General features: G+C 73.9%; 19 protein-coding genes. 10 read left to right on the top strand and 9 right to left on the bottom strand.

Annotation, left to right across the window (positions count from 1 at the left end; translation table 11 throughout):
- Positions 1–16 precede the first annotated feature (16 nt).
- The gene (locus tag AB0G01_RS25350; protein WP_360949638.1) at positions 17–1,219 is read left to right on the top strand and encodes an AI-2E family transporter; all 1,203 of its coding nucleotides are present in this window, start codon (positions 17–19) and stop codon (positions 1,217–1,219) included.
- Positions 1,220–1,246: 27 nt separating this feature from the next.
- Here the strand turns inward: AB0G01_RS25350 and AB0G01_RS25345 are convergent, their stop codons facing one another.
- Positions 1,247–1,774: a hypothetical protein gene (locus tag AB0G01_RS25345; protein WP_360949635.1), complete on the bottom strand. Its 528-nt coding sequence runs from the start codon at positions 1,772–1,774 to the stop codon at positions 1,247–1,249.
- Between the two features lie 234 nt (positions 1,775–2,008).
- On the opposite strand from AB0G01_RS25345, the gene AB0G01_RS25340 reads away from it, so the two are divergent.
- Together AB0G01_RS25340 and AB0G01_RS25335 are read left to right on the top strand one after the other, a co-directional pair.
- Complete coding sequence (locus AB0G01_RS25340; protein ID WP_360949632.1) at positions 2,009–2,452, top strand: ATP-binding protein; 444 nt, start codon at positions 2,009–2,011, stop codon at positions 2,450–2,452.
- Positions 2,449–2,805: an STAS domain-containing protein gene (locus AB0G01_RS25335; protein WP_360949629.1), complete on the top strand. Its 357-nt coding sequence runs from the start codon at positions 2,449–2,451 to the stop codon at positions 2,803–2,805. The genes AB0G01_RS25340 and AB0G01_RS25335 overlap by 4 nt, the downstream gene beginning before the upstream one ends.
- A 42-nt stretch (positions 2,806–2,847) precedes the next feature.
- Here the strand turns inward: AB0G01_RS25335 and crtI are convergent, their stop codons facing one another.
- Together crtI and AB0G01_RS25325 are read right to left on the bottom strand one after the other, a co-directional pair.
- Positions 2,848–4,332: a phytoene desaturase family protein gene (gene crtI / locus AB0G01_RS25330; protein ID WP_360949626.1), complete on the bottom strand. Its 1,485-nt coding sequence runs from the start codon at positions 4,330–4,332 to the stop codon at positions 2,848–2,850.
- 61 nt (positions 4,333–4,393) lie between these two features.
- Positions 4,394–5,482, bottom strand: a complete 1,089-nt coding sequence (locus AB0G01_RS25325; RefSeq protein ID WP_360949623.1) for a polyprenyl synthetase family protein — start codon at positions 5,480–5,482, stop codon at positions 4,394–4,396.
- Between the two features lie 143 nt (positions 5,483–5,625).
- Here AB0G01_RS25325 and AB0G01_RS25320 point away from each other — a divergent pair, with 143 nt between their 5' ends.
- A complete protein-coding gene (locus tag AB0G01_RS25320) occupies positions 5,626–6,552 on the top strand; it encodes a phytoene/squalene synthase family protein (protein ID WP_360949620.1) in 927 nt (308 codons plus the stop codon).
- 31 nt (positions 6,553–6,583) lie between these two features.
- Positions 6,584–7,558: a DUF5914 domain-containing protein gene (locus tag AB0G01_RS25315; RefSeq protein ID WP_360949617.1), complete on the top strand. Its 975-nt coding sequence runs from the start codon at positions 6,584–6,586 to the stop codon at positions 7,556–7,558.
- A 154-nt stretch (positions 7,559–7,712) separates the two neighbouring features.
- Here the strand turns inward: AB0G01_RS25315 and AB0G01_RS25310 are convergent, their stop codons facing one another.
- The 5 genes from AB0G01_RS25310 to AB0G01_RS25290 form a co-directional block, all read right to left on the bottom strand.
- Positions 7,713–9,233: an FAD-dependent oxidoreductase gene (locus tag AB0G01_RS25310; RefSeq protein WP_360949614.1), complete on the bottom strand. Its 1,521-nt coding sequence runs from the start codon at positions 9,231–9,233 to the stop codon at positions 7,713–7,715.
- Positions 9,230–9,949 carry a class I SAM-dependent methyltransferase gene (locus AB0G01_RS25305; protein WP_360949611.1) on the bottom strand — a complete coding sequence of 240 codons (720 nt, stop codon included), beginning with the start codon at positions 9,947–9,949 and terminating at the stop codon, positions 9,230–9,232. Before AB0G01_RS25305 ends, AB0G01_RS25310 begins: the two co-directional genes overlap by 4 nt.
- Complete coding sequence (locus AB0G01_RS25300; protein ID WP_360949608.1) at positions 9,946–10,254, bottom strand: lycopene cyclase domain-containing protein; 309 nt, start codon at positions 10,252–10,254, stop codon at positions 9,946–9,948. The genes AB0G01_RS25305 and AB0G01_RS25300 overlap by 4 nt, the downstream gene beginning before the upstream one ends.
- Complete coding sequence (locus tag AB0G01_RS25295) at positions 10,247–10,582, bottom strand: lycopene cyclase domain-containing protein (protein ID WP_360949605.1); 336 nt, start codon at positions 10,580–10,582, stop codon at positions 10,247–10,249. The genes AB0G01_RS25300 and AB0G01_RS25295 overlap by 8 nt, the downstream gene beginning before the upstream one ends.
- A gap of 102 nt (positions 10,583–10,684) precedes the next feature.
- Entirely contained in the window at positions 10,685–11,080 is a 396-nt protein-coding gene (locus AB0G01_RS25290; RefSeq protein WP_360949602.1) for a MarR family transcriptional regulator, read from the bottom strand.
- 81 nt (positions 11,081–11,161) lie between these two features.
- On the opposite strand from AB0G01_RS25290, the gene AB0G01_RS25285 reads away from it, so the two are divergent.
- Together AB0G01_RS25285 and AB0G01_RS25280 are read left to right on the top strand one after the other, a co-directional pair.
- Positions 11,162–12,244 (top strand): substrate-binding domain-containing protein, encoded by a 1,083-nt coding sequence (locus AB0G01_RS25285; RefSeq protein WP_360949599.1) that lies wholly within the window; start codon positions 11,162–11,164, stop codon positions 12,242–12,244.
- Positions 12,245–12,434: 190 nt separating this feature from the next.
- The gene (locus tag AB0G01_RS25280; protein ID WP_360949597.1) at positions 12,435–13,463 is read left to right on the top strand and encodes an aliphatic amidase; all 1,029 of its coding nucleotides are present in this window, start codon (positions 12,435–12,437) and stop codon (positions 13,461–13,463) included.
- Here the strand turns inward: AB0G01_RS25280 and AB0G01_RS25275 are convergent.
- Positions 13,399–13,839 carry a hypothetical protein gene (locus tag AB0G01_RS25275; protein ID WP_360949594.1) on the bottom strand — a complete coding sequence of 147 codons (441 nt, stop codon included), beginning with the start codon at positions 13,837–13,839 and terminating at the stop codon, positions 13,399–13,401. The genes AB0G01_RS25280 and AB0G01_RS25275 overlap by 65 nt on opposite strands.
- A 190-nt stretch (positions 13,840–14,029) precedes the next feature.
- On the opposite strand from AB0G01_RS25275, the gene AB0G01_RS25270 reads away from it, so the two are divergent.
- From AB0G01_RS25270 to AB0G01_RS25260, 3 genes are all read left to right on the top strand, one after another.
- Positions 14,030–14,611, top strand: a complete 582-nt coding sequence (locus AB0G01_RS25270) for an isochorismatase family protein (RefSeq protein WP_360949591.1) — start codon at positions 14,030–14,032, stop codon at positions 14,609–14,611.
- Between the two features lie 20 nt (positions 14,612–14,631).
- Positions 14,632–15,546, top strand: a complete 915-nt coding sequence (locus AB0G01_RS25265; protein WP_360949588.1) for a nitrilase-related carbon-nitrogen hydrolase — start codon at positions 14,632–14,634, stop codon at positions 15,544–15,546.
- Between the two features lie 151 nt (positions 15,547–15,697).
- The gene (locus AB0G01_RS25260) at positions 15,698–16,285 is read left to right on the top strand and encodes an XRE family transcriptional regulator (RefSeq protein WP_360949585.1); all 588 of its coding nucleotides are present in this window, start codon (positions 15,698–15,700) and stop codon (positions 16,283–16,285) included.
- Positions 16,286–16,342 lie beyond the last annotated feature (57 nt).

Genomic DNA, 16,342 nt, shown 5'->3' with positions numbered 1-16,342 from the left:
TGGCGAAGGGCGCAACATGGGATTGTCGGACTCCTCCCGCGATGAGAGCGACTCGGCGTCGCCGAGCGAGAGCGGCCACCACGACCTGGTGGCCCAGCCGCACCGGGAGGACGAGGAGGGGCCGGTCGCCGAGGCCGAGGCGATCGCCGCGGAGATCAGCACGCCGCAGCAACCCCTGGGGCGGCCGGGCAAACCGCTCAACCACCGCTCGCCGTTCTTCGTCGGCATGCTCGGCGCGGCCGGGGTCGCCACCACCTACCTGCTGGCCCAGCTCCTGATCACCGCCCAGGACATGCTGGTGCTGCTCGGTCTGGCGTGGTTCATCGCGATCGGGCTGGAACCCGGGGTGTCGTGGCTCGTCGGTCGCGGTCTGCCGCGCTGGGCGGCGGTCACGGTGGTGTTCGTCGGGGTGCTGGGCCTGGTGGGCGGTTTCCTGGCGGCGGCGATCCCGGTGATCGTCGACCAGGCCGGGGAGTTCGCCGACGAGGTGCCCGGCTACCTGAGGGACTTGCAGGACGAGCACTCCGCGCTCGGCAGGCTCGACGAGCGCTTCGGGGTGCGCGAGCGCGTGGAGCAGTTGGTCTCCGGCGGGTCCCAGGACTGGATGAGCGGCGTGCTCGGTGCCGGGCAGGCGGTGCTGGGCGCGGTGGGCGACTTCCTCGTCGTGGTGGTGCTGATGGTGTACTTCCTGGCCGACCTGCCGCGCATCCGCCAGGGCCTGTACCGGCTGGTGCCCCACTCGCGCCGGCCCCGGGTCATCCTGATCGGCGACGAGATCTTCGCCAAGGTCGGCGGCTACGTCCTGGGCAACCTGACCATCTCCCTGATCGCCGGCGCGCTGACGTTCCTGTGGCTGCTGGCCTTCGGGGTGCCCTACGCCCTGCTGCTGGCCGTCACGGTGGCCCTGCTCGACCTCGTGCCGGTGGTCGGCGCGGCGCTGGGTGCGATCATCGTGAGCCTGGTCGCGTTCACCGTGTCGCCGACCGTCGGCCTGATGACCATCGGGTTCTTCCTGGCCTACCAGGTGCTGGAGGACTACGTGCTGGTGCCCAGGATCATCGGCCGGGCGGTCAAGGTGCCCGCCCTGGTCACCGTGGTCGCCGTGCTGCTGGGCGGCGCGCTGCTCGGCGTGGTCGGCGCGCTGGTCGCCATCCCGATCGCGGCGGCGCTCCTGCTGATCCTGCGCGAGGTCGCCTTCCCCCGCCTGGACAAGGCGTGACCACCGGCCGCGACCCGGAGCGGGCCGTCAGGCCGGATCGAGGTGCAGGACGAGGCTGTGGATCTGCGCGACGGTCACCTCGGGGGCGTCCGGCATGATCAGGTCGACCGGGTCCGACAGCTCGTAGCGCCCGTGCCCGGACGGGGCGGACGCCCGCGCGGTGCTGAACCCCACCGCGTTCCTGGCCGCCGCGTGGACCACCCCGTCGGGTTGTTCGACGACCGCGCCGAGGGTGACGACGAGGTCGTTCGCGAAGCGCGCCGGCGAGTCGGGCCGGGGGCGCAGCACCCCGTCTGCGTCGTCGGCGTCCTGCTCCAGCGTGACCGTGCCGCCGTCCTCCCGACCGCCGGGGTCGGGCAGGTCGGCCACCAACCGCAGGCCGGAGACCCGCAGCCGCACCGAGTCCGGGGAGTCGGGGTCGGGTTCGGCGGTGAGCCGGCAGGTGCCGGTGAAGTCGACCACCACCGGCTTCGACCTCAGGGTGAACTCGACGCCGGAGGCCCGGCACCGCAGCTCCGACTTCGCGCCGGGCTCCGGGAGGTCGGCACTCGCCATGGTTCTCCTCCTGTCCGATGGGACGGGTTCGCACCGCCGCACACCCGTGCTTACCCCGGACGGACCACCCCAAACGGCAGGCCGGGCGAGGTGCCCCACCGGGCCGGCGGGCGGTGATCCATCGGGTGACAACCGCCGTTTTCGCTGTCGGCACAGCTCAGCGGTGGTTGCGCGGCGCGGGCACCGGGTACCTCGCCACTGGCCGATCAAGCACCCACCACAGGAGAGGGCCTGATGACGACAGGACAAGGTTCGGCCGGTGGGGACGACGGGGGTTCCGCCGACGTGACCCGCGACTTGGCCACCACGTCCAACCGGGAGATCCGGCGGCTGGTCGCAGATCTGCTGCACGACCACGGCGGCGTCGTCACCGAGGACGCGGTGCTGGTGGTGGACGAACTGGTCGGCAACGCCCGCCGCCACGGCACCCCGCCGCTGCGCTGCCGGCTGTCCGTGCTGCCGCGCCGGTTCCGGGTCGAGGTGGACGACACCGACCAGCACCGCCCGCGCATCCGCTCGGCCGACGACACCGGCGGTCGGGGCATGGTGCTGGTGGAGCGGTTGACCGCCGAATGGGGTGTCCTGCACCGCAGGACGCACAAGACGGTGTGGGCCGAACTGGAGCTGGACCGGCCCACCAGCCCGCTGCTGACCGTCGTGCACGGGGCCGGCCGGTGACCGGCATCACCCGGCACGAGGTCGACGGCATCCCGGTCGTCGAGGTCTCCGGCGAGGTGGACGACGGCTCGTCCGACGACGTCCGCACCGCCGTGGCCGCAGCGGTCGACGACTGCCCGACGTGCGTGCTCGACCTGACCGGGGTGACCTTCCTGAACCCGGCCGGGCTCACCGCCCTGGTCACCACGTCGTGGCAGGCGATCGCCCGGCGGGGCCGCCTGCGCATCGTGGTCGACGGGAACCGCACGGTCATCCGGCCGCTGGAGATCACCGGGCTCGACGAGGCGCTGACGTTGCACCACAGCGTGGAGGAGGCCCTCGCGGCCGAGGAACGCGCCGCGCAGGCGCGCTGACACCGGCCGGCGGGTGCGCCCCGCCGGCCGGAGCCGTGCCGGTCATCCCGACAGCGCGCGCTTGCGCGTGGTGGGTGCGGATTCCCGCAGGCGCAGGGCCGCCAGCCGGCCCGAGATGAGCACCGGCGGGATGCCCACCCCCGGCGTCGTGCCGCTGCCGGCCAGCACGACGTTGCCGCGTCGGAACGGCAGGTTGCGCGGCCGGAACGGACCGGTCTGGCCGAAGGTGTGGGCGGCGGAGAACGGCGTGCCCGCCGCCTGGCCACCGGCCGCCCAGTCGTCGGGGGTGGTCAGGGCGAGCCTCGTGACGTCGTCGCCGGAGGCGATCAGCCCGCGCCGCACCAGGGTGTCCACGAGTTCGTCGGCGTAGCGGGAACCGCGCAGGTCCCAGCGCAGCGGATTGCGGTCGAGGTTCGGGCACGGTGCCAGCAGGTAGTGCAGGTCCCGGCCGGGCGGGGCCAGCGAGGGATCGGTGCGACTGGGTGTGGTGAGCAGCAGCGAGGGGTCCGACATCAGCGCGCCGCGCGAGATGATCTCGTCGAAGGTGCTCTCCCAGGCGTCGCCGAAGGAGATCGTGTGGTGCGCCAGGTCGTCCACGACCCGGGTCGCGCTCAGGTGCGCCACCACCGCCGACGGCGACCACCGGAGGGTCCGCCGGGGCCGGCCGCGCAGCAGCCGGGTGGTCTGCGCGGGCCCGGTGGCCAGCACGACCGCACCGCACGCGATCCGCTCGCCCGCCACCAGCACCGCCCGCACCCGGTCGCCGGTCCGCTCCAGCCCCAGCACCTCGGTGCCGTAGCGGAATTCGACCCCGGCGGCGTGCGCCGCGTCCGCCATCGCGGCGGGCACCTGCCGCATCCCGCCGCGCGGGAACCACACCCCCGCCACGGTGTCCATGTAGGCGATGACGGCGTACGCGGCCAAGGCGTCCTGCGGCGCGACGCCCGCGTAGAGCGCCTGGAACGTGAACACCCGCCGCAGGCGCGGGTCGTCCAGGAACCTGCCCACCGCGCCGGCGAGGCTGCCGAACCCGCCCAGCCCGGCCAGCACCGCGAGATCACGGCCGACGAGGTCGAGCGGCGAATCGAAGTTCGCCCCGATGAACCGGTCCCGCTGCACCTCGTACAGCCGGGTCAGCCAGACCCGCAGCCGCCGGTACCCCTCGGCGTCGGCACCGCCGGAGAACTCCCGCACGGCCTGCTCCATCGCGGCGGCGTCGGTGCTCACGTCGATCGCGCTCCCGTCCGCGAACACCGCGCGGTACGCGGGGTCCAGCCGCACCAGGTCCACCCGGTCGGCCATCCGGTCGCCCACGGCCCCCAGCGCCTCGTCCACCAGCTCCGGCATGGTCAGCACCGTCGGTCCGGTGTCGACGGCGTGCCCGTCGAGGTCCAGCCTGCCCATCAGCCCGCCGGGGTGGGCCGCCTGCTCCACCACGACGACCTCGTGCCCGTCACCGCGCAGGTGCAGCGCGGCGGAGAGCCCGGCGAGCCCCGCCCCGACCACCACGACCGGTCCGCCGCTCATGCGCACCCCGCCACGTCGGTCCCGGCGCGGCGGGTGGGAGCCGGGTGCACCCGGTGCGCGGTCACCACTTCCTCGCCGTCGCCTGCTCGGCCAGGTCGGTGAGGCGGTCCCGCGCGATCGGCAGGACCACCGCGCGGTCGAGCGCGCACAGGCCGGACGCGGTGAGCGCGGCGATGCGCTTCTCGATCACGGCGACCGCGCCCAGCTCGTGCAGCAGCGCCCGCACGTCGGCCAGGTCGTGCCCGGGTGGACCACCGCCCTCCAGGCAGTGGCGCAGCACGCGGACGGCGTCCTCCCGGCCGGCGGCGCGGGCCAGGCCGAGCGCGGTGGCCATGAGCGGGGTCCGCTTGCCCTCGCGCAGGTCCTCGCCGACGGGTTTGCCGGTCAGCCGCACGTCGCCGAACACGCCCAGCAGGTCGTCGCGGAGCTGGAAGGCCACGCCGATGTCCCGGCCGTACTCCCGCAGCGCCGCGATCAGGTTGGGCGGCGCGTCGGCGACGGCCGCGCCCAGGTGCAGCGGGCGTTCGACGGTGTAGGCGGCGGTCTTGAGCCGGGCGACCCGCAGGCCCGCCTCGACCGACTCGGTCCGCCGCGCGCCGCCGAGCAGGTCGAGGTGCTGGCCCGCCATCATCTCCGTCCGCATCGCCTGCCACGGACGCCACGCCCGGACCAGGGCGGGTCCGGGCAGACCCGCGGTGACCAGGGCGTCGTCCGCCCAGGCCAGGGCCAGGTCGCCGACCAGGACGGCGGCGCAGTCCCCGTAGTGGTCGGCGTCACCGGCCCAGCGCTCGCGGCGGTGCCGCGCCGCGAAGGCCTGGTGCGCCGTGGGTCGACCGCGCCGCGCGGTCGACCGGTCCATGACGTCGTCGTGCACGAGCGCGCAGCACTGGAGCAGCTCCAGCGACACCAGGGCGCGCAGCACCGCGTCGGCTTCCGCGCCACGGGCCGCGCCGCCCGCCGCCCGCCAGCCCCACCACGCGAAGGTGGGGCGGAGCCGCTTGCCTCCCCCGAGCACCAGCTCGGTGAGCGCGGCGACCAGTTCCGGCGCGAGGTCCGCGTCCCGGCGCTGCACCAGGTATTCCTCCAGCGCCTCCGCCAAGCGGAGGGGCAGGTCGTCGTCCACGATCGGCCCGACGGCGATGAGCGACATGCGGCCTCCTCACGAAGTGCGATCCGCTGTTTAACCAAGCAGTGTTGTACGGCTTCCGCATGATGAGCACGCCCGTTGTGCGAACGGGGTGGTGTCGATCTAGCGTGGGCTCCGGGTGCCCGAGGACGAGGAGTCGAACCCTGATGTCTGCGGATCGAGAACTCGACGCGGCGAAGATCACCGATCCGGCGCTGCGCGAGGCGTACCGGCGGTGCCGGTCGCTCAACGCCCGGCACGGCCGGACCTTCTACCTCGCCACCCGCCTGCTGCCGGCCGACCGGCGGCCCGCCGTGCACGCGCTGTACGGCTTCGCCCGCTGGGTGGACGACATCGTCGACGAGGTGCACGACGGCCGCACCGGTGCCGAACGCGCGGTGGAGCTGACCGCCGTCGAGCGGCGCTTGGACGAGGGCTTCCGGACCGGCGCGAGCGACGACCCGGTGATCTCGGCGCTGCTGGACACCGCGAGCCGCTACGGGCTGCCCCGCGAGTACTTCGACGACTTCATGGTCTCGATGCGGATGGACCTGACCGTCGCGGAGTACCCGACCTGGGACGACGTCGCCCGGTACGTGTACGGGTCGGCGGCGGTGATCGGGTTGCAGGTCCTGCCGGTGCTGGGCACGACCGTGCCGCGGGCCGAGGCCGAGCCCGCCGCCGCCGCGCTGGGCGTCGCGTTCCAGCTCACCAACTTCCTGCGCGACGTCGGCGAGGACCTGGACCGGGGCCGGGTCTACCTGCCGGTCGACGAACTCGCCGCGTGTGGCGTGGACCGCGAGCTGCTCGTCTGGTCGCGGTCCACGGGCCGGGTCGACCGGCGCGTCCGCGCCGCGCTGGCGGCGCAGGTGGAGCGGGCCCGGCGGGCCTACCGCGAGGCCGAGCCCGGCGTGGCCGTGCTCGACCGGCGGTCGCGGCCGTGCGTCGCCACGGCGTTCCGGCTCTACCAGCGCATCCTCGACCTGGTCGAGCGTGCCGACTACGACGTGCTGTCGCGGCGGGTGGTGGTCTCGCCGGGCCGCCGGCTGGCCGTGGCGCTGCCCGCCCTCGCCCGCGCCGCCCTGGCCCGCTGAGCCGGGCCGCCGACCTCCTGGGAGAAGACCCGTGCCGAACCTGCCGCTGCGGCTGTTCCGCAGCCGCCCGTGGCCCGAGCAGGAACCGACCTGGCGCGCCGCCGCGCCGGCGGTGATCGGGGCCGCGCTGACCCGCGCGACCTCCCGCCCGTCGGGCAACTGGTACACGGTGTGCGCGAGCCGGGAGGTCTCCGGCGACGTGCCGTTCGGGCGGGTCGTCGCCGGTCGCGAGGTCGTGCTCTGGCGCGGCGCGGACGGTGGTCTGCGGGCGGGGCCGGGCGTGTGCCCGCACCTGGGCGCGCCGCTCGCCGACGGGGCCGTGCACCGGGGCGAGGTGGTGTGCCGGTGGCACGGCTTGGCCTTGGGCGACAAGAAGTTCGGGAGCTGGTGCCCGTACCCGGCGCACGACGACGGCGTCCTGGCCTGGGTGCGGCTGGACGACGTGGGCGACGAGGAGCCGTTGCCCGCGCCCGTGCTGCCCGTGCGCCCGGCGGCCGGGGCGATCGACGCGGTGACCACGGTGATCGGCCGGTGCGAGCCCGAGGACGTGGTGGCGAACCGGCTGGACCCGTGGCACGGCGCGTGGTTCCACCCGTACTCGTTCGCGAACCTGCGGGTGGTCGACACGCCGACCGACGACGAGGACCGGTTCCTGGTCGAGGTGACGTTCAAGCTCGCGGGCCGGCTCGGCGTGCCGGTGGTCGCGGCGTTCACCTGTCCGGAGCCGCGCACGGTGGTGATGCACATCGTGTCGGGCGAAGGGGAGGGCAGCGTCGTGGAGACCCACGCGACACCCCTGGGCCTGGGTCCCGACGGCGCGCCGCGCACCGCCGTGATCGAGGCGACGGTGGCCCACTCGTCCCGTCGCGGTTTCGCCCTGGCCCGCCCGGCGGCACCGGTGATCCGCCCGTTGATGAGGTGGGCGGCGGCCCGGTTGTGGCGCGACGACCTCGCCTACGCCGAGCGGCGCTACGCGGTGCGGCACAAAGAGGTCACCCTCCCCTAGGCGTTCTGTCCCGTACAGGGGGCGGCGGGTGTACCGCCTCCCCGGAGCGGTGCGAGCGGGGCCCGTCCTCCACGCCGGCGCGGTGGGACTGCCTACGGGAAGCCGAAGCCCCCACCGGATTGGTGGGGGCTTCGGCGCGTTCTGCGGGACGTGGTCAGCTCGGGTTGCGGCCCCAGGTGCGGGCCACCCCCCGCAGGATCGGGCCGCGCCCCTTGGTCGGCACGCTCCACAGCGGGGTGCCGCGCACGCCCCAGCGGCCGAGCAGGTGGTTGGCCGCGGTGAAACCCGTGGTGGCGGCGCGTTCCATCAGCGCGACCGGCAGGTCGACGCGGACCAGGTCGCCCGCCAGCACCAGGCCGTCCTGCGGGGTGACCACGGTGGGCCTGGACCGCCAGCCGCCGGGCGGGAACAGCGGGCAGTCCGCGCGCAGCTCGTGGCGCTCGTCGACGGTCCGCGCCTCGCGCGTTTCCGGGTACACCTGGTGGAGCTGGTCCAGGAGGAGCTTCTCCGCGCCGTCCACCTCGGCCAGGGCGTAGCCGTGCAGCTCCACCACCGAGCCGCCGGTGCGGGCCGCCCACGCCCTCGCCTCGTGCTCGAAGTGGTCGAGCACCGAGACGTTGTCCAGCGGGCCGTAGCCGCTGGTGCCGAGGAATCCCGGCCGGTCGGCGCGGACCGGCCGGTCGAACCAGTAGCGCGACACCAGGAACGGCGGCGCGGTCTCCAGCGCGGCGATCGAGTCCCGCCACCCGGGCGTGCCGAGGTCGGGCGACGCGGCCACGACCGCGCGCAGCCCCGGCACCTCGGCCGCGAGCACGACCGCGTCGACCTCCACGTCGTCGGTGGCGTGCACCACGAACCCCCGGGACCCGCCGGTGGACACCGCCTCGACCGGTGTGCCCGTGCGCACGGTGGCGCGCAGGCGTTCCAGGCGACGGGCCAGCGGCTGCCACAGGCCGTGCGGGAACGGGTCGGCGGCGACGTCGAACAGCAGCCCCTCGGAGGACCCGAGGAAGTAGATGTGGAACATGGTGACGAGCTCGGCCGCCGACATCTGGCGGGGGTGGGCGAAGAAGCTGCGGGAGAACACCTCGAACGCCAGGGCGTGCGCGGGTTTCGGGAACCGGACGCGCTCCAGGTAGGTCGCGGCGTCCAGGTGGTCCAGCGCGTCGTAGGTGCCGGGCACCGACACGTCCAGCATCGGCAGGGCGGCGCGCGCGTCCACGTCGGGCAGGTCGCGCCACGCGAACGTCGGACTGCGGCTCAGGAACGCCAACGCGTTCCACGGCACCGCGCGCGGCAGCCCGGCGAACCCCTCGCGGTGTCCGCCGGCGTGCCACAGCGGGTAGTCCGGCACGCCGACCAGCGCCGTACCGCCCGGGTCGACCCGGGCGACGAGGGCCCGCAGGTTGTAGTACTGGCGGAAGAACGCGTGGAACCCGCGGGTCATCGTGACGTCGCTGCCGTCGGCCAGCCGGGTCGGCCACCCGCCCACACGTCCGCCCAGGTGGTCCTCCCGCTCGTAGAGCACCACCCGCGCGCCGCGTTCGGCCAGCACCGTCGCGGCGGCCAGTCCCGCCACACCACCGCCGACGACGGCCACGGTCCTGGTCCCGTCGAGGGTCGGCCCGCCCGGCGGCGGGTCGATCCGCACCGCCCGGCGGTCGCGCCCCCTCACCGGTGCTCCGGGGCGCGCCCGAGGAAGGTGTGCGTGATCCCCCGCTGCCACCCGCCCGCGCTGCCCCGGCGCACGCCGGTGAACCCGGCGCGGCGCAACCGGTCGCGGAACGCGTCGGCGTCGTCGAAGGCCAGGGCGCTGCGCCACAGGTAGGTGTAGAGGGTGCGGTCCCGGGTGACCACCCAGCCCGCCGGGATCACCACCGACCAGCACACCGCCGTCCAGATCGCGCGGCGCAGCGCGGAGTTCGCGATCGAGTAGTCGTGCACCACGAACGGCGCGCCGGGTGCCAGCAGGTCGCGGACGTGCCGCAGCACCGGGTCCGGGTCGGGCAGGTTGCGCACCAGGTAGGCGGCGAACACCGCGTCGAACGGTCCGGTCACGCCCGTGGCGGCCAGGTCCTCGGCCCGCGAGTGGACGAACTCGACGCGTCCCGGCCACCGCTTGCCGCGCGCGGCGGCGAGCATCCCCTCCGACGCGTCGACGGCCACCACCTCGGCCTCGGGCGCGACCTCCAGCAGCGCGGCGGTGGAGGCACCCGTGCCGCAGCCCAGGTCGAGCACGCGCGCTCCCCGACCCCGGTCGGGCAGGCGCAGCGCACGGGCCGCCGCGCGCAGGGCCGCGTGGTAGCCGGGGTTCAGCCCCACCAGCAGGTCGTAGCCGGGTGCGGAGGCGTCGAACGCGCCCGGCACCGTGCCGGCCGTGACACCGGTCATCGCACGGCCTCCTTGCGGCGCTCCCACAGCAACAGGGTCAGGGTGACCATCGAGAAGGCGAACAGGAAGTCCTCCACTGGGATGTCCCACGGTATCCGCAGGCCGCTGATCGTCCAGTCGGCGTAGCGGACCACCGGGGCGGTCAACTTGGTCAACCAGCCGTCGACCGGGATCTGGAAGGCCAGGACGACGGCGAGCGCGAGCCAGTAGGCGGGCTTGCGGAAGAGTCCGGTGCGCCAGGCGAACAACTCGACGGCGACGACCAGGACCACCGACACCACCGCCGTCACGAGGTACTCAGGCACGCACGCTCCCGACCGGGAGGCGTCGGACGACGCCGTCCACCGCCTCGTAGGTCGACAGCGCGCACAGCGGGATGACCACGAAGAAGAACAGCTCCTCGACCGGCATCCCGCCCGGCAGGACCACCCCCAGGGTGAACTCGTCCGCGAACGTCCAGTGCCCGCGCGCGATCGCCACCAGGTCCCACGCGCCGAACAGCGCCACCACGGGCCACAGCGTCCGGGCGAGCGTGCCCGCGCCCCGCCGGTACACCCCGGCACCGAGCGGTTCGAGCGGCACGGTCACCACCAGGCACAGCGCCAACAGCGTCGCGTACTGCCACCGATCCACTCCCGACCTCCTCGTGCGACTGCCACCGACCGTATGGGCCTCGGTGGAATCCCGCACAACGGCGGCGGTGGTCCGGTCCGCCGCACGGCAGCCCGGTGCGGGTCAGCTCTCGGCCAGGCGGTGCAGCAGGTCGAGCACGGTCGCGTCGGCCTGGCCGAGCAGGGCGCGTTCGACCTCGGCCACCCGCACGGCCAGCCGCTTGTGCAGCGCCCGGCCGCGCGGGCTGAGGTGGACGCGCACCCGACGCCGGTCCTCGGGGTCCACCTCGCGGTACACCGCCGCCGTGCTGACCAGCTTGTCCACCACCCTGGTCACGGTGGGGCCGCTGGCCGGGGTGCGGGCGGTCAGCTCCGTCATGGTCAGGTCGGACTCCTCGGCCAGGGCCGCGAGCACCAGCCACTGGTCGAGGGTGAGGCCCTCGGGGCGCAACACCCGCTCGACGTGGCCGGTCACCGTGCGGACCGCCCTGGTGAGCGCTCTGGTCAGCGGCTCGCCCACGGACCCTCCCTCTTGCGGAACGTGCCACCGATTGTAAAACTTCCACGGGAAAACAACAGCCGAGGGTCGAGAGTTGTCCGGATGGCAGGAGTCGCCTCGCGTGCCCGCGCCGACTGGCGCGTCGCCCTGGTGATCCCCTTGCAGGGGCCGGCCGGTCTGTTCGGGCCGTCCTGCGAGGCGATCGCCGAGCTGGCCGCGCGCGAGCTCAACGCCGAGGGCGGCCTCCTGGGGCGCGAGGTCACGTTCGAGGTGGTCGACGGCGGCGACGCGCCCGAGCGGGTGGCGGCGGAGCTGGGCGAGCTGGTGGCGGCCGGCCGGGTGGACGCGGTCAGCGGCTGGCACATCTCCTCGGTGCGCCACGCGATCGCACCGGTCGTGGCGGGCCGGCTGCCCTACGTCTACACCTCCCTGTACGAGGGCGGCGAACGCCGTCCCGGCATCTTCTGCTGCGGCGAGACGCCCCGGCTGCAACTCGCGCCGGCACTGAAGTGGTTGCGGGACAACGTGGGCGCGCGCGACTGGTTCCTCGTCGGCGACGACTACGTCTGGCCGCACACCTCTGCGGCGGCGGTCCGCCGGTACGCGCACGAATTGGACCTGCGGATCGCGGGCGAGGCGTTCGTGCGGTTGGGCACCGACGACATGGCGCGGGTGGTCGGGCAGGTCGAGCGGTCGGCGTGCGACGGCGTGCTGATGCTGTTGGTGGGTCAGGACGCGGTCGGGTTCAACCGCGCGTTCGCCGCGCGCGGCCTGCACGAGCGCCTGGTGCGGTTCAGCCCGCTGATGGAGGAGAACATGCTCCTGGCCAGCGGGAATGACGCGACGCGGAACCTGTTCGTGTCGGCGGCGTACTTCCGGTCCATGGTCAACGCCGACGCGATGGACATGCTCGGTCGGTACGTCGGGTTGCACGGCCCGACCGCGCCGGCGCTGAACAACGCGGCGGAGTCCTGCTACGAGGGGCTGCGCACGCTGGCGAGCCTGGTGCGGCGGGCGGGCACGACCGGCCTGACCGAGCTGAACGCCGCGATCGACGGCGTCGCCTACCACGGTCCACGCGGGACGGTGGAGTTCCACGGCCCGCAGGCCGAGCAGCACGTGCACCTGGCCGTCGCGAACGGCTACGACTTCGACGTCATCACCCGCCTGCACCCCGGGCGCTGACCGCCCCCGCCGCTCCCCCGGGCCCCTTGACGTGCCCTGGACGGCCAATTACCTTCACTTGAAAATATTACAAGTGGTGCCAATGGGGAGGCGCACGCGCGGTGCCGGTCCGCCGGGGGAACGCGGACGCGGTGCCCGTCGCCTCGGCGCACGTCGTCCGCCCCCCGCCCCTCCCGGCCAAGGAGAGCTGATGCGACACGGTGACATCTCCGCCAGTCCCGACACCGTCGGCGTCGCGGTGGTGAACTACAAGATGCCCCGGCTGCACACCCGGGCCGAGGTGCTGGCGAACGCGCGCGCGATCGCGGACATGGTGGTGGGCATGAAGACCGGCCTGCCCGGCATGGACCTGGTGGTGTTCCCGGAGTACTCGACCCAGGGCATCATGTACGACCCGGGCGAGATGTTCGCGACCGCCGCCTCCGTGCCCGGCGAGGAGACCGACATCTTCGCCGAGGCGTGCCGCCGGGCGGACACCTGGGGCGTCTTCTCCATCACCGGCGAGCGCCACGAGGACCACCCGCACAAGCCGCCGTACAACACGCTGGTGCTCATCAACAGCGCCGGCGAGATCGTGCAGAAGTACCGCAAGATCCTGCCGTGGTGCCCGATCGAGGGCTGGTACCCCGGTGACGCCACCTACGTCACCGAGGGGCCGAAGGGCCTCAAGATCTCGCTGATCATCTGCGACGACGGGAACTACCCGGAGATCTGGCGGGACTGCACGATGAAGGGCGCGGAACTCGTCGTGCGCTGCCAGGGCTACATGTACCCGGCCAAGGACCAGCAGGTGCTGATGGCCAAGGCCATGGCGTGGGCCAACAACTGCTACGTGGCGGTGGCCAACGCCGCCGGGTTCGACGGCGTGTACTCCTACTTCGGCCACTCCTCGATCATCGGCTTCGACGGCCGGACCCTCGGCGAGACGGGCGAGGAGGAGTACGGCATCCAGTACGCGCAGCTCTCGGTGTCGGCGATCCGCGACGCGCGCCACCACGACCAGTCGCAGAACCACCTGTACAAGCTCCTGCACCGGGGCTACACCGGCGTGCACGCGGCGGGCGAGGGCGACAAGGGCGTGGCCGACTGCCCGTTCGACTTCTACAAGACGTGGGTCAACGACGCCACCAAGGCCCAGGAGGAGGTGGAGGCGATCACCCGCGACACCCCCGGGGTGCCCGGCTGCCGGGTCGGCGACCTGCCCACCGGACCCGCCTGACCCCTGCCCCTGGGGGACCCGGCCGTCCACTCCGGACGACCGGGTCCCCCGCGCCGCGCACCCCGGCCCGGCGCGCCGCCGCCCGGCGGTGCAGCCAGACCACCACCACTGCCCACTTCACCAGCAGCGCACCCGGCAACCCCAGCGCGTCGAGCACCAGCTCCACCGCGTCCGCCGGTGCCAACCGCTCCGACCACGTCCGGCCGCTCCGCGCCGGTCCCAGCACCACCGGCACCGCGCGGACCACCAGGCACACCGCACCGAACTGCACGAGCAGCAGTTGCCAGCACACCACCGCGCACAGGTCCCACCGCCGCCGCACCCACACCTCGCGCGCCCACGACCCCGGGTGCACGGGCCGACCAGAGTTCGCCATGATCACCACGGTCCCGCCGGGCGGCTCCGGCCAGTAGGTCACGTGACGCACAAGGCCGGCATTCACCCGGATACCGATGCACCGCACGGGGCCCTTCGGCGTGACAGGTCCGCTCGCGGGGGTTGCGGACCCGGCCGTGGGCGGCGGCTACTGTCGTGGGTGACCGCACGACCGCGTGGAGGGGCAGATCATGACCACACTGGACCAACGGCCCAACACCGCGCTTCTCGTCGTCGACGTGCAGAACGGCGTGCTCGCCGGCGCGTACGACCGCGAGTCGGTGGTGGCCAACATCGGGACCTTGGTGGCGAAGGCGCGCGAGGAGGACGTTCCGGTCGTGTGGGTGCAGCACTCCTCCGAGGAGCTGCCGCCGGGGAGCGAGCAGTGGCGGATCGTGCCGGAGCTGGTGCCGGACGCGGTGGAACCGCTGGTGGCCAAGGAGCACGGCGACTCGTTCGAGGCCACCGTGCTGGAGGAGGTGCTGGCCGGCCTGCGGGTCGGGCGGCTGGTCGTGGTCGGCGCGCAGACCGACGCGTGCGTGCGGTCCACTGTGCACGGTGCCTTCGTCCGGGGCTACGACACCACCCTGGTCTCCGACGCGCACACCACCGAGGACCTGTCGGAGTGGGGCGCGCCGCCGCCGGCCCAGGTCGTCGCGCACACCAACCTGTACTGGTCGTTCCAGACCGCGCCGGGGCGCACGGCGGCGGCGGTGCCGACCGGGGAGGTCGACTTCGCCGACCGGGGCCGACCCGCCGCCGCGAGCCGGTGACGCGGCGTAACGTCGCGGGCATGACCAGCACCGTGCGCGCCGCCGTCGTCCAGGCCGGGGCCCGCCTGTTCGACACCGCCGACAACCTCGCCAGGGCACTGGAGTTCATCCGCCGGGCGGCCGGCAACGGGGCCGAGGTGGTGGTGCTGCCGGAGGCGTTCCTCGGCGGCTACCCCAAGGGGCTGGACTTCGGCGTCACGGTGGGCGACCGCACGCCGGAGGGCCGGGACCTGTTCCGCCGCTACCACGAGTCCGCCATCACCGTCCCCGGGCCGGAGGCGCACCGGCTGGCCGCGCTCACCCGGGAACTGGGCTGCCACGTGGTGATCGGCGCGATCGAACGGCGGCGCGGCACGCTGTACTGCGTGGCGCTGTTCTTCGGCCCGGACGGCTACCTGGGCCTGCACCGCAAGCTCGTGCCGACCGCCGCCGAGCGGTTCCTCTGGGGCCGGGGCGACGGCTCGACGCTGCCGGTGTTCGACACCGGCCGGGGGCGGCTGGGCGCGGCGATCTGCTGGGAGAACTACATGCCGTTGCTGCGCACGGCGATGTACGCGAAGGGCGTGGACCTGTGGTGCGCGCCGACCGTGGACGACCGCGAGGGCTGGGGCGTCACCATGCGCCACGTGGCCCGCGAGGGCCGCTGTTTCGTGCTGAGCGCCAACCAGTACCTCACGCGGGCCGACCAGCCGGCCGACGTGCGCCCGGCGCGGGACGACGACCCGGCCACCGTGCTCATCGCGGGCGGCAGCATGATCGTCTCGCCGCTGGGCGACGTCCTGGCCGGGCCGCTGCGCGACGGCGAGGGCGTGCTGAGCGCGGACCTGGACCTGGGCGACCTGGCGCGGGCCGGGTTCGACTTCGACCCGGTGGGCCACTACGCGCGGCCGGACGTGTTCACCCTCGGGGTGGACGAGACGCCCCGGCCGGCCTGAGCAGCTCGCCGTGAACCGTCGCCGGGACCCGGGTGCGACGGTCCCCTTGGGAGCGGCCGGAGCACTCGCCGCGCCGGGACCGGACCGGCGGTGACGGGTGAGCAAACTTCGTTGCTGTTTCCGGGATTGCGGGCGTGGTGTCATGTCGGGCATGACCCAGTTCGCGGACATCTCCGGGGCCCTCGCCGACATCGGTCCCCGGCTCAAGCGGCTCCGGACCCAGCGCGGGCTCAGCCTGTCCGCGCTGTCGGGGATGACGGGCATCTCCAAGAGCACGTTGTCCCGCCTGGAGGTCGGGCAGCGCCGGCCGAGCCTGGAACTGCTGCTGCCCGTCGTGCGGGCCTACCGGATTCCGCTGGACGAGCTGATCGGCGGGCCGGAGGTGGTCGACCCGCGCAACCGGCCGACGCCCCGGCGGGTGGACGGCAGCGTGGTGCTCCCGCTGACCCGCCGGACCGGAGCGCGCCACACGTTCAAGACGATCATCCCGCCCTCGCGCAACACCCCGGAGCTGTGCACGCACGACGGGTACGAGTGGCTCTACGTGCTCTCCGGCCGGTTGCGGCTCGTGGTGGCCGACCAGGAGGTGGTGCTGGAGGAGGGCGAGGCCGCCGAGTTCGACACCCGGCTGCCGCACTGGTTCGGCAGCACCGGGGAGCTCCCGGTCGAGGTGCTCAACATCCTGGGACCGCAGGGCGAGCGGATCCACCTGCGGGTGCGCAGCCACGCCGGGCAGTAGTCCGCGTTGCCGTTTCCGGGAAACGCATTGCGGACTCCCGGTCGCCGGTGCGAGTCT

This window comes from Actinosynnema sp. NPDC023587 (genome assembly GCF_040640215.1).
GTDB lineage: Bacteria > Actinomycetota > Actinomycetes > Mycobacteriales > Pseudonocardiaceae > Actinosynnema.
Note: the sequence above shows the minus strand (reverse complement) of the source record. Positions and strands in the feature narration are given on the sequence as shown.